Source organism: Rhizobium mongolense subsp. loessense (assembly GCF_900099775.1).
Lineage (GTDB): Bacteria > Pseudomonadota > Alphaproteobacteria > Rhizobiales > Rhizobiaceae > Rhizobium > Rhizobium loessense.
The window spans coordinates 206776-222663 of the sequence record NZ_FMTM01000002.1 but is presented as its reverse complement, the minus strand read 5'-3'; the positions used below and the strand labels follow the sequence as shown (position 1 = coordinate 222663).

Annotated in this window: 13 protein-coding genes and 1 pseudogene; 9 read left to right on the top strand and 5 right to left on the bottom strand. The window is 58.7% G+C overall.

What is annotated here, in order from left to right; all coding sequences use genetic code 11:
* Positions 1–44 precede the first annotated feature (44 nt).
* Both BLP23_RS08675 and BLP23_RS08665 read left to right on the top strand, forming a co-directional pair.
* Positions 45–940 (top strand): annotated as a pseudogene (locus tag BLP23_RS08675) (SMP-30/gluconolactonase/LRE family protein).
* 1798 nt (positions 941–2738) lie between these two features.
* Positions 2739–3155: a helix-turn-helix domain-containing protein gene (locus tag BLP23_RS08665; RefSeq protein WP_092584481.1), complete on the top strand. Its 417-nt coding sequence runs from the start codon at positions 2739–2741 to the stop codon at positions 3153–3155.
* Positions 3156–3339: 184 nt separating this feature from the next.
* Here the strand turns inward: BLP23_RS08665 and BLP23_RS08660 are convergent, their stop codons facing one another.
* Complete coding sequence (locus BLP23_RS08660) at positions 3340–3852, bottom strand: hypothetical protein (protein ID WP_139187042.1); 513 nt, start codon at positions 3850–3852, stop codon at positions 3340–3342.
* 150 nt (positions 3853–4002) lie between these two features.
* Between BLP23_RS08660 and BLP23_RS08655 the strand changes: the two genes are divergently transcribed.
* On the top strand, positions 4003–4587 hold the full coding sequence (locus tag BLP23_RS08655; protein WP_139187041.1) for a DUF4304 domain-containing protein: 585 nt from the start codon (positions 4003–4005) through the stop codon (positions 4585–4587).
* A 110-nt stretch (positions 4588–4697) separates the two neighbouring features.
* Entirely contained in the window at positions 4698–5669 is a 972-nt protein-coding gene (locus BLP23_RS08650; protein ID WP_092584478.1) for a 3'-5' exonuclease, read from the top strand.
* A 204-nt stretch (positions 5670–5873) separates the two neighbouring features.
* On the opposite strand, the gene BLP23_RS08645 is transcribed toward BLP23_RS08650, so the two are convergent.
* On the bottom strand, positions 5874–6788 hold the full coding sequence (locus tag BLP23_RS08645; protein ID WP_167363853.1) for a proline iminopeptidase-family hydrolase: 915 nt from the start codon (positions 6786–6788) through the stop codon (positions 5874–5876).
* Positions 6789–6893: 105 nt separating this feature from the next.
* A complete protein-coding gene (locus BLP23_RS08640) occupies positions 6894–7676 on the bottom strand; it encodes a LuxR family transcriptional regulator (protein WP_092584477.1) in 783 nt (260 codons plus the stop codon).
* A 127-nt stretch (positions 7677–7803) separates the two neighbouring features.
* Between BLP23_RS08640 and BLP23_RS08635 the strand changes: the two genes are divergently transcribed.
* Genes BLP23_RS08635 through BLP23_RS08615 form a run of 5 tightly spaced genes read left to right on the top strand, consistent with a single transcriptional unit; the run spans position 7804 to position 13769 of the window.
* Positions 7804–8694: a proline iminopeptidase-family hydrolase gene (locus tag BLP23_RS08635; protein ID WP_092584476.1), complete on the top strand. Its 891-nt coding sequence runs from the start codon at positions 7804–7806 to the stop codon at positions 8692–8694.
* Between the two features lie 51 nt (positions 8695–8745).
* Entirely contained in the window at positions 8746–9684 is a 939-nt protein-coding gene (locus tag BLP23_RS08630) for an ABC transporter permease (RefSeq protein ID WP_092584475.1), read from the top strand.
* Positions 9681–10532, top strand: coding sequence for an ABC transporter permease (locus BLP23_RS08625; RefSeq protein WP_092584474.1), 852 nt, complete (start codon positions 9681–9683; stop codon positions 10530–10532). The genes BLP23_RS08630 and BLP23_RS08625 overlap by 4 nt, the downstream gene beginning before the upstream one ends.
* On the top strand, positions 10529–12232 hold the full coding sequence (locus BLP23_RS08620) for a dipeptide ABC transporter ATP-binding protein (protein ID WP_092584473.1): 1704 nt from the start codon (positions 10529–10531) through the stop codon (positions 12230–12232). Before BLP23_RS08625 ends, BLP23_RS08620 begins: the two co-directional genes overlap by 4 nt.
* A gap of 19 nt (positions 12233–12251) precedes the next feature.
* Positions 12252–13769, top strand: a complete 1518-nt coding sequence (locus BLP23_RS08615) for an ABC transporter substrate-binding protein (protein ID WP_092584472.1) — start codon at positions 12252–12254, stop codon at positions 13767–13769.
* Between the two features lie 49 nt (positions 13770–13818).
* Here BLP23_RS08615 and BLP23_RS08610 read toward each other — a convergent pair whose 3' ends face one another.
* Entirely contained in the window at positions 13819–14433 is a 615-nt protein-coding gene (locus BLP23_RS08610; RefSeq protein ID WP_092584471.1) for a hypothetical protein, read from the bottom strand.
* A gap of 292 nt (positions 14434–14725) precedes the next feature.
* Positions 14726–15196: a transposase gene (locus BLP23_RS08605; RefSeq protein WP_092584470.1), complete on the bottom strand. Its 471-nt coding sequence runs from the start codon at positions 15194–15196 to the stop codon at positions 14726–14728.
* Positions 15197–15888 lie beyond the last annotated feature (692 nt).

Here is a 15888-nt window from a genome sequence, read left to right as displayed (position 1 = left end):
GCGTCCGGCTGTCCGAGGCTCGGCAAATCCGGGAGAAGAGCGCAATGTCATGTTTCGAAGTGCTTGATCCGCTGTTTAGCACCTATGTGCTCGGCAATGCGCCGGTCAAGCAGATCGCCACCGGTTTGACTGGGTGGAGGGCCCGGTCTGGTTCGGCGACGCGGGATGCCTACTGTTCTCGGGCATTCCGAATAATCGCATCCTTCGCTGGTCCGCGGGCGCTGGGGTATCGGTATTCCGAGAGCCGTCAAACTTTGCCAATGGCAATACGCGGGACAAGCAGGGCAGGCTGGTGACATGCGAGCATGGAACGCGGCGGGTGACACGGACGGAACTCGACGGTTCCGTCACTGTAATTGCCGACAGCTACCGAGGCAGGCGGCTAAACTCTCCCAACGATGTCGTGGTAAAATCGGACAACTCGATCTGGTTTTCCGATCCGCACTACGGGATCATGACCGACTACGAGGGCTTTCGTGCCGAGCAAGAACTGCTATGCCACGTCTACCGGGTCGAGCCCTCAGGAAAAATCGAAGCTGTGCTGACGGATTTTGCCTGTCCGAACGGCCTAGCCTTCAGTCCAGACGAATCTCGCCTCTATGTCGCCGACACCGGGCGGATGTTCGGCTCAGATCCGCGACATATCCGGGTCTTCGATGTTGCGTCCAACGGTAGGCTTGCCGGCGGAGAGGTGTTTTGCGCCATCAATCCCGGATGCGCGGATGGGTTTCGGATCGATGGTGAAGGTAACTTGTGGTCTTCGGCAGCCGATGGGGTACACTGCATCGCCCCAGACGGTCATCTGATGGGCAAGATTCGCGTCCCGGAGCTCGTGTCGAACCTTTGCTTCGGTGGTCGTGCAAAACATCAGCTCTTCATCGCTGCGACAACGAGCATTTATGGAATCGTCCTCAATCGAAGAGGTGCTCAAGATCCGTGAGTTCACCTGATCGCGCGATCAACTCTGAAATCGAACACTAGGGTTTCAGTTCGAACCTCTTCAAGGCGATTTTGCTGGTGCATTTGTCTCGCACATCGCCATTGAAGCTGCCTGTCAAGCCGAACGTCTTGGAGGCTGCAGCCAGTGCCCCCTTCGAAGCTCGCGGCAGGCTCAAGAAGCCACCGGGGCACCCACGAATGCGAAATAGAGCCAGGCGACCGCAAACAAAACAAGCTCGCCGAGTACAATGAGAATCTTGCGAAGACGGGGATCTCGCTGACGGGGCGGCCTGGGCTTGCGAAACTTGATGACATTGTCGTCCATCACGCAGCTTTACCGCGATTGCCGGGCGAAGTGCAAGTCGATCGAAATTCCGCCGCCTCTCCTAAACCTGCCTCAAAATCGGTCGGCATCTCTTGCGGGCTTCAGTGCACGATGCGCACCAATACTCGGGTTGGATCATCGGATCCTGTGACGATCTGCTTGGGAACACCTCTTTTGACCTGATTACTTTGGCGGCAAGGTGGCCAACGCGCTTTACGGTCGATGCCGGGCTCAGCCCAGTCTCTTCGGCGCAGGCTGCGTCCCATGTAAATCCGCTGCGAAAAAGCTGCCTGGGCGTCGCCAGCCGCTTCGGAGGAACGGGTTATATTATCGGTGTGCCTTGGCCGCTCGAGTTCGTCGGCAGATCCTTGCCAGCCCGCCTGGAGTTCGCGACTGAGAGAAGATTACTACAAACGGGAGTATGTGCCGACCGGCCAGAAGGTCGAGACCTATAGCAAATGCTGCTCATCGACGTCGCGACAGCCAAGGTAAAGATGAAGAGGCCGTGCGTCGTCAAGAGATCGATAACGCCACCATGAGCGCTGCGGCCCAGAACAGGGCCGACAGTTCAGCTGCCACCATAAAACCAACAGCGGTATCGCTCATAATCTAAACCCTCCTCAGGCAAACCTCCATTGCTTTAAGGAAACTATAGGGCACAGCTGGGCGTTCGGCTACCCAATGGGTGTCAACTATTCCTCGAGCAATCGAATCGACCCGGCCGGGTGGGACGGGTTGCGCAGAACGACTTCACGTAAGCAGGGAGTACATCAGAACGCCGACGGAACCCCAGAAAACAACCATTACGAGTGACATCCCAACAACGAAGATTTTAGCCATGGCGAAAACTCACAACCCTTTCGCGTACAAGCATACTGTAGCTGCCGAGAGGTGGTATCGGCACGAAGTCTGAAAACGGTTGGACTTTGGTCTGATATTCGCTCTTTACACCTGCCCGACTGGGCCTGACGGTGTCTCGGTGCGGCATTTGAGCCCATCTCCATGAAGGACCGTGTCAATCTGGCAGCCGCAATCCTAAAGGAAAGGGCCGGGCGACACGCGCACCAGCCCTTCCTGATCAATCGACCACGGCTGCCAGTACATCCGTGGTCAGCCGTCAGTACGAATTTGATGAATCCATGATAGCCTCTTCGACGAGAAGCGCTATTACCCAGGGATAGTACATTTGGCGGACATAGCGGTCACCATCCCACCAGCCGGGGGAGGGCCTGTCGGGGATGGGGTCGGGAATGGCCTCATCGGTGCCCGACAGTATGCTCTGACCGCACTGGCGCTGGTCGCAGCTATCCTGGACACAGAGCAGGGCGGACCATTAGGCCGGGATTGAAAGGCACGCCTGTCATAGAAGAGAATGAGGGACACCTCTTCAAGAACTAGCTAGATTGGATCAATCGACAACGTTTCCACACTGGCACAATCTCATTTTAATTCCCTGAGGCGCACTGGAGAGATCATGAGTAAATCCGTTAATGCGAAGGAGCCAAGTGCAGTCGACATAGAAGTCGGAAGGCGAATCCGTATGCAACGACGGGTGCTTGGCATGAGCCAGTCAGCGCTTGCTGAACGGGTCAGTGTCACATTTCAGCAGGTGCAGAAGTACGAGAAGGGCAGCAACCGGGTGGGGGCGAGCCGGCTTCAGGGCATTGCCGACTGTCTGAACGTGCCTGTTTCATTCTTTTTCGAAGGAATGGCGGGAGCGGATGAGAGTGAATCAGGTTCGGTGAAGGGCATGGACGATCTGACGGGATTTATTTCCACCGCCGAGGGGCTCGCGCTAAACCGCGCATTCCTTGCTGTAAAAGACCCCCGAATACGGCAAAAGATCGTGGGTTTGGTAAAGTCGCTTGCATCGCTGGAAGGCGACGACTGATACTCACGGATCCCAAGAATAGGATGCTTCCAGCCCATGGCGGTTGAGGCTTGCTGTTCACTTCCGTTGCAAAACTTGCAACAGCAAGATGCGGTGGTTGGGCAGGCGGCGAGGCGACAGCCGGGCAATTGACGCGGCCTGGCCGCCGTTCACGCAGTTTCCGTCACTTGAGCAGGACCGATCATTAGTCCTCACACCCTTTGATCCGGGCGACTTTGCCGCCAGGAGATAGACCGAAACGACATACGACCGGCATGGCGGGCGTGTAGGTAGCGGTGCCCCTCAACTCGACGCGTGCCCCGTCCTTGGAAAAAGTCATTTCCGGTATGCCTATGCTGTAGAAGCCACCCTTAACCAGTTCCACGGAGTGCACGATTTGGGCGTCATGTGTTTCAGTCGGCACTGATTTCCATTCCACCACGACGCGCGACGAGACGTGCTCAAAGCCCTGGTTCACGACGATGATGCGGTAACTTCCTTCGCCGACGCCGTCTTCTTGCCAGTGTCCGCCTTCAACGACAGACACGACATTCGTGTCTACGAAGGTTTCGGCGAATGCCGCGTTGGCAACGAGCAGAAAAATGCCCCCACATAACCTCGGGATCGTTGGGTAGGCGCCGCCGACACATTTACCGTTCATCATCAATACCAACCCAAGAATACCTTCAGTGGAAAGGCCTGATCCTAGCATGATCAAGACGCCTCGCGAACAGCGTTTGCACCTTGCCCGGCGACGGATCCGAATCAGCCCGCCGTCGACTACGCACGACCGGCAAACTCTTGACCGTCGCGCCCGCCTCCTGTCTGCTGACACTGCCATTCGACCCGACTGAAGGGACGCCAATAGGTGGAAAAGACCGACAAAACGATGGAGGACGCCGACAGCAATGCCATTAAGGCGTGGAAGGCCCTCGATCCGACAACGCGCAAGCGGGCGCTGAAGCTTCTGACGAAGGAGGTGGACGATATCTTTCTGCCGCTCGGCTTTGTCCGGAAAGGGGTCCGCTGGCATCGCACCGGCTGGTTCGCGACGACCTTTGTCGAGATCCAGAAGAGCCGCTATGGCAATTCCTGCTTCATCAATTTCGGCCGAGACGCGAGGGACGGCGACTGGCGCGCACCGAGCTACCGCAACAACACGCATTGGCGAATCGCATCGCTCGCGCAGACAGGCGCCGCCTGCCGGCTCGACCAGCTTTCCTATGCCGAGCTCGATGGTGCTTCGGAGCTGCGTCTCGAGGTGGTCTCCCTCCTGCGCGACGGGGCAGCGCCCTTCCTTGAGCAGGCGCAGGGACTGTTTGGTTCTCTCCTGCGGCCCCGGCGATCGATTGAAGATGAACTCCGCCGCAGGCCCGCCGCTGTCTTCCGACGCGTACTGTCGGCGCTGCTGTTCGGTCGCGACGACAACAGGGGCGCCGGGAGCGGCCACTGATCTTTTCAGGCCTCAATTTTCTTCCTGATTTGTTCGAGCGGATGTCTTATAGCGACTTTGGCGGATGATGCACTCCGGAGAACCATTTGAGAATTAGACCGAGATAGTGAATGACGCAGCAGTTCGATCTGTTTGATGCCAACGGGGCGGCACCTGCAAAGGGCGCAGGCTCATCGACGAAGCGCCATTCTCCGGCTGCGTTGCGCGAAGATGATATGGTGCGGCAACTCCACGAGACTGGCCGCTACCGTATCCTGAGAAAACTCGAGCCACGTTTGGTGACCGCGGCTGCGCGACCCGGATTTCCGCTGAAAGGCGTGATCATCGACACTGAAACAACCGGCCTTAATCATCGCAAGGACGAGATTATTGAGATTGGCGCGGTTGCGTTCACATTCGATGAGACGGGCAATATCGGCGATGTCATCGGCCTCTATAGCGCTCTTCAGCAGCCCAGCAATCCAATCCCGGAGGAGATCACACGTCTCACCGGTATCTCCGGCGACATGGTGGCCGACCAGAGGATCGATCTTTATCAGCTTCGTGCCGTCATCGAGCCTGCTGATCTCGTAATTGCCCACAATGCCGGCTTCGACCGGCCGTTCTGCGAAACCTTTTCACCAATCTTTGCCGGAAAAGCATGGGCTTGTTCGGTCTCTGAAATCGACTGGGCGTCGCGCGGCTTTGAAGGAACAAAGCTCGGTTATCTGATTGGCCAGGCCGGTTATTTTCATGAGGGTCACCGGGCGGTTGACGACTGCTTTGCCCTCCTTGAGGTGCTCGCGGAGGGTGGAGGAGAATCGGGTCGAACACCTTTTTCCGAGCTCTACGAAGCAAGCCAGCGATCACGCGCCCGCATCTTTGCGGAAAACAGCCCCTACGACATGAAGGATCAATTGAAAGCACGCGGCTATCGCTGGTCGGATGGCAGTGACGGCCGTCCGAAGTCCTGGTGGATCGAAGTTGCCGAAGAGGCACTCGATGACGAACTCCGCTATCTGCGTACGCAAGTCTATCGCTGGGATGACGCAGATCCACCAATCAAGCGTCTCACCGCCTTTGACCGCTTCAGGGCGGCCTAACAACCGCCCGGTGCGCATCGCGCATGGCTGGACGGCCGATCTGCCACCGGGTTTGCGCCGGAGCACTTGGCTAAACCGACAGAAACCGCGGTCTTGGGGCGTCTGCGGCGATCGCTTCGGGTGGACGATCAATGCCGTCCAAAAGTGCTGCGAGCCGGGACTTGCCAGCGCACCGGCGTTGGGCCTGTGGCAACCTGCTTCCCGTCAATCGTGTCGTCGCAAGAAAGCCGAAACCGTCTCCAGGCAGAGTGCCTTCTCTTCCACATGCGGCATGTGGCTCGACTGCTCGAAGAGCACCCATTCGCATCTCTCAATGCGGTCGACATAGGGCTTGACGACCAGCGGGGTCGCCTCATCGAACTTGCCCGAGATCAGCAGCGTCGGGGCCTCGATGAGCGGCAGCCTATCTTCGATGGTCCAATCCTTCATCGTGCCAATGACATGGAACTCCGTTGGGCCGTTCATGTGGCGGTAGACGGTGTTGTCTTCGTCCATGATGGCGAAGGTGCGGGCGACTTCCGGCGGCCAGGGTACAATGCGGCAGACATGGCGATCATAAAAGACGCGCGAGGCGGCAATATATTCGGGATCGGCAATCGTTCCGGCCTGCTCGTGCTTTAAGAGCGTATCCTGCACCTCCTGCGGCAGTTCCTCGCGCAGCCGGTTGGCTTCAGCGACCCAGGTATGCATGTTGGCTGGGGAATTGGCGATGACGAGCGCCTTCAGGCCCCTCGGCCGGCGCACGGCATGTTCCGCGCCGAGCATGCCGCCCCAAGACTGGCCGAGGAAGGCATAGCGGTCGTGAATGCCGACCTGCTTCAGGAGCGCATCCAGCTCTTCCAAGAAGAGCGCCGGCGTCCAGAAATCCGGTCCTTTTTCCCGCAGGCGGGTGGAATTGCCGTTACCGAGTTGGTCGTAGTGAATGACCGGACGGCCGTCGATCTCGGTAATTTCGGCGAAGGAGTCCACATAGTCATGGGTGCAGCCAGGACCGCCATGGGCGACAACGAGTGGCAGCTTGCCGCTGTCGAGCGAGCCGGTGATGCGATACCAGGTCTGGTACTCGCGAAAGGGCAGAAAGGCTTCCTTCGACGCAATTGCAACCACATGGATCTCCATTCAGATTCGAAGTGTCACAGCCGCCTTTGCGCGCCACGAGTGACACGCGACGCTGCGGCGAGCAATTGAGAAAGCATAGCGTGGTGCTTTAGAGCGCGGCAGCTATCACAAGTTATAGGATGAGCGCTCTTCCAAAAGGCGATAATGGGTGGCGCGAACCACAGCCTGCGTGCGGTTCTTGGCGCCGAGCTTCTTGGCCGCGGCGGTTAGATGCATGACCACGGTCGGCACGGAGCGGTCGATGATGCGCGAGATTTCCTTGGCGGAGTATCCTTCGGCCGAATAGCGCAGGCATTCGCGCTCCCGTTCCGTGAGCCTCGCCTTGCCGACATGGAAGACGTCGGCATCGAACAGGTTGTAAGCCGCTTCATGGAAGACATGGGCGAGCAGATTGAAATCGGCGATATAGCGCAAGGCGTGCCGCTCGAATTCCTTGTTGGCCCCGAAGCGGATGCCGGTGACTGTGGCATAGTCACCGCGCGGCATATGAATGGGCACCGTCACGCCGGTCGACATATCCCTTTCGCTCAGATAGCGGGCGACGGGCGCGGTGTCCTCGGTCATGAAGCGGCGGATCAGCGTGTCGGCGTCGGCATCATAGCTCCAGAAGAAGGGTGTCGAAGTGCGAAGCGCGACCTGCTGCACCGGGTCGATGCGGAAGTACCCGCGGTTGAACCAGTAGTCATGCATGTCGCCGCAAATGTTGCGAAGCTTCAGCAGCGACGGAAGCATGATCGCGCCGTCGAGATCGTAAGCCACCGGGGTATAGTCATATATCAGCGCTTCAAAGCCGATTGTCTTCATGGCCTCGAAGATCTGATCGATGCGGCCATCCAGTGTCTGATGAGCCGTAAACTGGCGTCTGATGGTTTCGATTTCGTCAAGCATCGGCTGACTCCGGCTCGTATTCCCTGGCGACCCTATCACTTCTTATAGCTGGCGCGGACCGTCGTTTGAGGTAAAAATTTAGACATGCTCAAATATTGAGCAAGGAGAATCTTCGCCGGAGTGGTCAATGTGGCGTGAAATCGAACCCGAGGCGCGACACCAAATCGGAGTCGATGGCTATAAGGTCGTCGCCTATAGCTTCGGCTCCGGCCCCGAGACGATCTTTTGCCTGAACGGCGGGCCGGGACTGCCCTGTGACTATCTGCGCGATGCGCATTCCTGTCTTATTGACAAAGGCTATCGCGTGGTGGCCTTCGACCAGCTGGGCACGGGCGCTTCAGATCGCCCGACCAATCCGGCACTGTGGACGATCGGGCGCTATGTCGAGGAGACGGAGACGGTGCGCAAGGCGCTCGGGCTCGGCAAGGTGCACATGCTCGGCCATTCCTGGGGCGGTTGGCTGGCAATCGACTATGCGCTCACTTACCCACAAAACCTGCAGACGCTGATCCTCGAAGATACGGTCGCGGACATGCCCCATCTCATTACCGAGCTCGAGCGGTTGCGCGCGGCGCTCGGCCCCGAGACGGTTGCCATGATGCAGAAGCACGAGGCGCAGGGAACCTACGACCATCCGGAATATCTCGCAGCCATCACTATTTTGAACTATCGCCACGTCTGCCGGTTGCCGGAATGGCCGGCGCCGGTGCGCCGGTCGCTCAACGACTGGAACTTGGGGCCATATGGCACGATGCAGGGACCGAACGAATTCCTCTATATCGGCAACCTCAAGGATTGGAACCGTATTCCCGACCTGCCTCGCATCACCGTGCCGACACTGATTACGACGGGCGAGCACGACGAACTGACGCCGGCCTGCGCACTGAAGATGAAGCTCGCCATTTCGAATGCCGAACTCAAGGTCTTTGCCAATGCCAGCCACATGCCCTTTTACGAAAATCCCGCAGACTACTATCCAGCGTTGATCGATTTCCTGTCGCGGCACAGGCGGAACTGATGCAAAGAATGGCGACCGACATCCGAACAATACGGAGGCGCTGGCATCGCCATGCATCGCTATAGGTTCGTCCTCACCCGACCCTTGCAGTTTTTGCCCGTCATTTTCGGCATCAGCGTCATTACCTTCATTCTAGTGCGGCTGATCCCCGGTGATCCGGCACGCAACCTGCTCGGCTCGCGCGCCACGCCGACGGCGATCGCCAATATCCGTGCCCAGTACGGCCTCGATCAGCCGATGTGGCTACAATATCTGTATTTTCTGAAAAACCTTGCCAATGGCGAAATGGGCAAATCGATCCTTTACAAGATCGACGTGCTGAGACTGATTGTCACCCGCATCGAGCCGACTGTTGCGCTCGTCACCTCCAGCGTCGTTCTGTCGATCCTGATCGCCGTGCCGATGGCAGCGATTGCCGCGCGCAATGCCGGCAAGGCGCCCGATCACGCGGTGCGCATCGTCTCTACCTTCGGCATTGGCTTCCCGCCCTTTTGGCTCGGGCTGATGCTCATCATCCTCTTCAGCGTCGAACTCGGCCTGCTGCCGGTCTCAGGCTATGGCGCATCAATCGGCGACAAGCTCGCGCATCTGATCCTGCCGAGCCTGACGGTGGCGCTGTCGCTCTCGACCGTTTTGACGCGCAGCCTCAGGGCGGCGATGATCGAATCTCTTAAATCCGACGTGGCGACGGCAGCGCGCGCCCGCGGCATGCCCGAACGCATCGTCTTCTGGCGCCATGTCGTACCGAATTCGCTGGTGCCGACCGTCAACCTTCTCGCGGTCAATATTGGCTGGCTCATCGGTGGTACCGTCGTCGTCGAGAGCGTCTTTGCGCTTCCCGGCATGGGACAGCTTCTCGTGCGCGCCATCTTCTCGCGCGACTATATGGTAGTGCAGGGCGTTGCCATGGTTTTCGCCTGCGCCACCGTGCTCGTCAATTTCGTCGCCGATATCGTCACCGTTGCGATCGATCCGAGGGTGAAGCTATGAGCGTCGATACCCTCTCGTCAGGTTCCATCGGCTGGCGAACGATCGTCAGCAAGCACTTGATGCTGGCGACCGGCGTCGGCATCCTGCTGTTCTTCGTCCTGCTGGCGACAAGCGCGCCGGTTCTGGCACCCTATGATCCAATCCTTCAAAACGGCGACGCCCGCCTGCAGGCGCCTTCGCTGCTGCATCCGTTCGGCACGGATAATTTCGGCCGCGACGTGCTTTCCCGCGTCATCTGGGGCGCGCGGATCGACCTGCAGATCGCGCTGATCGGCGTCGCTTTCCCCTTTCTCATCGGCACCGCGGTTGGCACTATCGCCGGCTTTTTCGGTGGCATCGTCGATGCGCTATTCATGCGGCTCGTGGATATCATCCTCGCCTTTCCCTTCCTGGTATTGATGCTATCGATCATCGCCATCCTCGGACCGGGGCTCGGCAGCTTTTACATCGCCATGGCACTGGTCGGCTGGGTTTCCTATGCCAGGCTGATCCGGGCGCAGATGCTGGTGCTCAAGAACAGCGACTATGCGGTGGCAGCCGTCAGCCTCGGCTTTTCGCGGATGCGCATCATGTTCCGACACCTGCTGCCGAATGCGGTTGCCGGCTCGATCGTCTTTGCGATGTCGGATGCGGTGTTGGTGCTGCTCTCCGGCGCGGCCGTCAGCTATCTCGGCCTCGGCGTGCAGCCGCCGGTCGCCGAATGGGGTGTGATGGTGGCGGAGGGCCAGAGTTTTATCACCACGGCATGGTGGATCACCCTGTTTCCTGGGCTTTCCATCGTCTGCCTCGCTTTCGGCTTCAGCATGCTCGGCGATGCTCTCGGCGAACGGCTCGGAGTGCACGAATGAGCGCGTCCGTTCTTTCCGTCCGCGACCTGACCGTCAAAGCGCATCTCGACAGCGGGGCCTGCATTCTGCTCGATGCCGTGTCGCTTGATCTCGCAAAAGGCGAAATTCTGGGTCTCGTCGGCGAAAGCGGCTCCGGCAAGAGCCTGTTCTGCCGCTCGCTCGTCCGCCTCCTGCCCTCCTCGCGACTAACGATCGAGAGAGGCATCGTGCTTCTGGAGGGCCGTGATCTCACCGCCATCAGCGATGCTGAGATGCTAAGCGTGCGCGGCAGCGAAATCGGCATGATCTTCCAGAACCCCACCAGCCATCTCGACCCAGTCATGCGCATAGGCGACCAGATCGCAGAAGGCATCCGCTATCATCAGGACCTCAATGCGCGCGATGCGCGCGCCGCTGCCATCGAGATCCTGGCGCAGGTCGGCTTTCCGGATCCCGTTCGGCACTTTGACAGCTATCCGCACGAATTTTCGGGCGGCATGCGCCAGCGCGCGATGATCGGCGTGGCGCTTTCCTGCAATCCGAAAATCCTGATCGCCGACGAGCCGACGACGGCGCTCGACGTGACCATCCAGGCACAAATTCTCAACCTTCTGATGGATCTGCGGGACAAGCGCGGGCTGTCCATCATCCTCATCACCCACGATCTCGGCATCGTGGCACAGACGTGCGACCGTATCGCCGTTATGCGTGGTGGCAGGCTGCTGGAGGAAGGTCCGAAGCTGGCGATCCTCTCCCGCCCGAAAGACCCCTACACGATCAATCTGATCCACAGCCATCCGTCCATGCCAGAGATTGGCGTCTCCGCCGGGAGCGAGACCGCGCGCTCGGCAGGAGCATTGAAGCCGCTTCTTGAGATCGACGACTTGCACGTGCGCTTTCCTTCCGGCGGCAGGCTCTTCAAAGGAGCTGCCGCCAAGACCGTCAGCGCGGTTTCCGGCGTCAGCCTGCAGATCATGCCGGGCGAGACGGTCGGCATCGTCGGCGAATCCGGTAGCGGTAAAAGCACGCTTGCCCGCGCCGTCCTCGGCCTGACGCCGATCTCTTCCGGCCATGTCAGCTTCGACGGCATCGACCTTGCCCAGCAGAGGAGGGCGGGACTGGCTAAGCTGAGGCGAGAGACGGCGATGGTCTTCCAGGACCCGTTCAACGCGCTGAACCCGCGGTTGACGATCGGCCAGACGCTGGCTGAGGTGCTGACGGTGCAGGCCACGGTCGCCAAACTCGACATTCCGGCGCGCATCGGCGAATTGCTCGACCTCGTCGGGCTCGACCGCGAATTCGCACACCGAAAGCCGCGCAGCATGAGCGGCGGCCAATGCCAACGGGCCGGCATCGCGCGGGCACTGGCTGTAAATCCCAAGATGATCGTCGCCGATGAATGCGTGGCAGCGCTAGACGTGACCATCCAGGCGCAGATCATCGGCCTGTTCCGGGATCTGGCGGCCAAGATGAACCTGACGTTGATCTTCATTGCCCATGACCTGGCGATTGTGCGCCATCTCTGCACTCGCACCGTCGTCATGTACCGCGGCGAGGTGGTCGAGGAGGGGCCGTCCGAAGAGGTTTTTTCACGGCCGAAGCATGCCTATACCGCCGCGCTGATCGCGGCGATCCCAGATATCGATCCGGATAAGCCTCGGTTCAAAGGTGTCGAGCCGACGCCGGGCCAACCGATCCAATCCATCAAATACATGCCATAACAACGAAGGGAACAACATCATGACCATCAGGTGGAAATCTATCGGGCTTGCCGCCTTCGCCGCTGCCCTCACCCTCAGCGCCAGCTATGCGGAAGCGGCCGGCGTTCTAACGATCGGCCGCCGCGAGGATTCGACGACATTCGACCCGATCAAGACGGCGCAGAACATCGACAACTGGGTCTTCTCGAACGTCTATGACGTGCTGGTGCGGGTCGACAAGACCGGCACCAAGCTGGAGCCTGGCCTTGCCGAAAGCTGGACTACCTCGGATGACGGCCTGACCTATACATTCAAGATCCGCGATGCGAAATTCTCCGACGGAACGCCGCTGACGGCCGAAGATGCCGTCTTCAGCCTCCTGCGCATTCGCGACGACGAAAGCTCGCTCTGGAGCGATTCCTACAAGGTGATCGACACTGCGGTCGCGACGGATCCGCGCACGCTGACCATCAAGCTGAAGAACCCCTCCGCGCCATTCCTTTCAACGCTCGCGCTTCCGAACGCCTCGGTCATCTCCAAGGCGGGCATGGAATCCCTGGGCGCTGACGCTTATGCCGAAAAGCCGATCGCTTCCGGCGCTTTCAGCGTGGAGGAATGGCGACGCGGTGACCGCATCATCCTCAAGAAAAACCCGAACTTCTGGCAGGCGGATCGGGTGAAGCTCGATGGAGTCGAGTGGATCTCGGTACCTGACGACAATACCCGCATGTTAAACGTTGAGGCGGGGGAACTGGATGCGGCGATTTTCGTGCCTTTCTCTCGCGTCGAGGAACTGAAGAAGGATCCGAACCTTACCGTGCTCACCGATCCCTCGACCCGCGAGGACCATCTGCTGATCAACCACGCCCATGGCGATCTCGGCAAGAAGGAAGTGCGCCAAGCGCTCGACATGGCGATCGACAAGAAGGCGATCGTAGATGCCGTCACGTTCGGACAGGGTACGATCGCCAATTCCTACATTCCGAAGGGCGCGCTCTATCACTATGCCGACAACCTGCAGCGGCCCTACGATCCGGAAAAGGCCAAGCAAATGCTGGCGGATGCCGGCGTTTCCAACCTGACGCTCACTTATCTGCTGCGTGCCGGCGATGAAGTGGATGAGCAGACGGCCGTGTTGATCCAGCAGCAGCTCGCCAAGGCCGGCATTACCGCCAATCTTCAGAAGGTCGATCCCAGTCAGGAATGGGATATGACTGTCAACGGCGACTACGATATTTCGGTCAATTACTGGACCAACGACATTCTCGACCCGGACCAAAAGACGACCTTCGTTCTCGGTCACGACTCCAATAACAACTACATGACCAACTATAAAAGTGATGCGGTGAAGGACCTCGTCGCCAAGGCGCGTCAGGAACTGGATCCGGCCAAGCGCGCGCAGATGTATTTCGATCTGCAGAAGATGGCCAAGGAGGACGTGAACTGGATCGACCTCTATTACAGCCCCTACATCAACGTAGCGCGCAAGAATGTTGAGAATTTTTACCAGAACCCGCTCGGCCGGTTCTTCCTGGAAGACACCGTGAAGAACCAGTAGCTGTTACCTCGCGGCAAGGGTCGCGCGTGCCCGCGCGACCCTTGGCCTCTTACGTGGCTTCGAAGCGCTCGAGCATCTTCTTGAGCTGCAGGTTCTGTGCATGAAGCCGTTCTGCCAGTAGCCTCTTGAGCCGCTTGTTTTCTGCTTCAAGGATAGTTACTTCCTCGAGGGAAACCGCATCGCGAGCCGTTGCGGCTTCCACGCTTCGGGGCTTGTTCCTCCCCATTGCAGTATGCGCGGTCGCGCGGACGGGACCGAGCACAGGCTTTCGAGGAGTGTCGCTTGATGTTCGCTTGGGCTGAAACACCGGCGCGCTCTCTTGCACCGGTTCAATAAGCTCGGCAGTCGCAACAGTGGTCTCATTTTGCTTTGGTAAGGCGGCCTTTGCGCCGTCACCTAATGATGTCGATGCTCCCGCAACGCTGGGCTCGCCTGCGTCTTTGCCAGCAGAGCCCGAGTTCATCGTATCAGGCGCTATGTCTTCTTTGCCCTTGTCAGCTCTACCAGGTGCCGCATTTGAATTGAACAGATGCGGCGCCTTATCTTCCGCTTCACGAACCAAAGCCTTGAGATCGGTGTCACCCCAAATTGAGGTCGTCCGCGCCTTCGTCTGTCGTCGACCCGACTTGAATTCAACAACGAATTTCCGTTGTGGCGTTTTCATATGGTTTCAACCTTGAGCAAATCGCTAAATAGCAGGCGCCGATTAGCGCGACTGCGTTCCTGCTGGCGAACCCATATATCGCCTTGCCGCGCGCTTCAACTGCCCAGTGTCCGAGAGAACGACGAATACTTCGCGCCAACAATCCCGTTGCAGAGGGTCATTTGAGCAGGAGACATTCGCTGCCGCGATCGCTCTCCTAGACGCAGAGCCTGGAGGCGACCAAGCCTCTGGAGTCAACGAAGATCAGGCGGTCAATCGCGAAGATGACCGCCTGCTCGGCGTCGTTCCTAGATCAATCCAGGCCGAGCCGCTTGCGCAGCTCCGAATTTTCCGAGCGCAATTTTTCCGCCAGAAGCTTGCGAAGCTTTTGGTTCTCTTTTTCGAGCTGGACAAGATCTGCCAGCTCATCGCCGGCAGGAACAGGCTTCACGTTTTTCTGAACGACGGGCGTCGCGGTCCGTTTCCAGTTATAGTAGGTTTGCTCCGATATGCCGGCACTCTTGATCGCATCCTTGAGGGTGCTCTTGCCTTCGGTGATTGCCTTTTCGATCAGCTTGAGCTTGCCGGTTTTTTCCTGTTCGCTATACGTCCTCGGCTTGGCAACCTGCGACTTTGCGGCACTTGCCTTTGGCGCGGCTCGCGCAGGTTCGACGGTCGTCTTCTGACGCTGTGGTGGCTTCTGCTTCTTGGCAGCAGGTGCTTTTGCCTCTGCATCCGTCGCCTCAACTGCAGCAACCGGTCCTGGGGTGTTCTCGTTAGCCATCATTACTTCCTCTCTATTCGATCGCCTGTTTTCTGCTGAGTGAACTCCAGAGTCAACACTACCGTCAGCCTCCTCATTTGCAGTCGTTGAAGGTGGGGAGACATTCTGCCGACGATCGCTGCGCGACTGGCGCCTAAACTTCGCTTTGTCCTGAAGAACGCGCATGCTTTTGCTTAGAGTATATCGCCCATTGCCGACGTCGACTCCTGATTGCTTCCTCGACTGCCGCGAGACCTCTGACAGGCTCGAAACGGCGAATTGTCTCCGCAGCAACCGCGAGCTATCGTGGAAGTTCGCGACGGGAATACGAATGAGCCAAAGCGCGATTATGGCTATCGGTGAAACTCTGACGCTTGGTAGGCGACACAGACTGCCAGTTGAGACCTATTCCAGCCGCCGGTCGGAAGCCTGCAAGAGGCTGCTGGTACGCGAAGTAGATCCCAACTTGACCGGAAAGGTGTTCACCTTCGTCGATTCAAGACTGCTCGGAACTTGCGGAACGATAGCGATCGGTTGAAGTAGCAATGTCGGGCACCGGCCCCGGGGTGGGTTGCCGAAATACCGCTTCGGGCCCGACGACTTGGATTTCGGCCTGCATCGTATGTGCTGCGAAATTGACTGGGATGAACGAAACGCTGAATTGGCTCAAGCTTCAGCAAATCGAGACCTCGAAGTTTTGACAGACGTGTCGC

Coding starts and splice junctions, on each gene's coding strand:
- BLP23_RS08605 (WP_092584470.1), bottom strand. CDS start 15,196: ATGGCTAACGAGAACACCCCAGGACCGGTTGCTGCAGTTGAGGCGACG.
- BLP23_RS08620 (WP_092584473.1), top strand. CDS start 10,529: ATGAGCGCGTCCGTTCTTTCCGTCCGCGACCTGACCGTCAAAGCGCAT.
- BLP23_RS08615 (WP_092584472.1), top strand. CDS start 12,252: ATGACCATCAGGTGGAAATCTATCGGGCTTGCCGCCTTCGCCGCTGCC.
- BLP23_RS08645 (WP_167363853.1), bottom strand. CDS start 6,788: ATGGAGATCCATGTGGTTGCAATTGCGTCGAAGGAAGCCTTTCTGCCC.
- BLP23_RS08635 (WP_092584476.1), top strand. CDS start 7,804: ATGTGGCGTGAAATCGAACCCGAGGCGCGACACCAAATCGGAGTCGAT.
- BLP23_RS08610 (WP_092584471.1), bottom strand. CDS start 14,433: ATGAAAACGCCACAACGGAAATTCGTTGTTGAATTCAAGTCGGGTCGA.
- BLP23_RS08630 (WP_092584475.1), top strand. CDS start 8,746: ATGCATCGCTATAGGTTCGTCCTCACCCGACCCTTGCAGTTTTTGCCC.
- BLP23_RS08665 (WP_092584481.1), top strand. CDS start 2,739: ATGAGTAAATCCGTTAATGCGAAGGAGCCAAGTGCAGTCGACATAGAA.
- BLP23_RS08640 (WP_092584477.1), bottom strand. CDS start 7,676: ATGCTTGACGAAATCGAAACCATCAGACGCCAGTTTACGGCTCATCAG.
- BLP23_RS08650 (WP_092584478.1), top strand. CDS start 4,698: ATGACGCAGCAGTTCGATCTGTTTGATGCCAACGGGGCGGCACCTGCA.
- BLP23_RS08625 (WP_092584474.1), top strand. CDS start 9,681: ATGAGCGTCGATACCCTCTCGTCAGGTTCCATCGGCTGGCGAACGATC.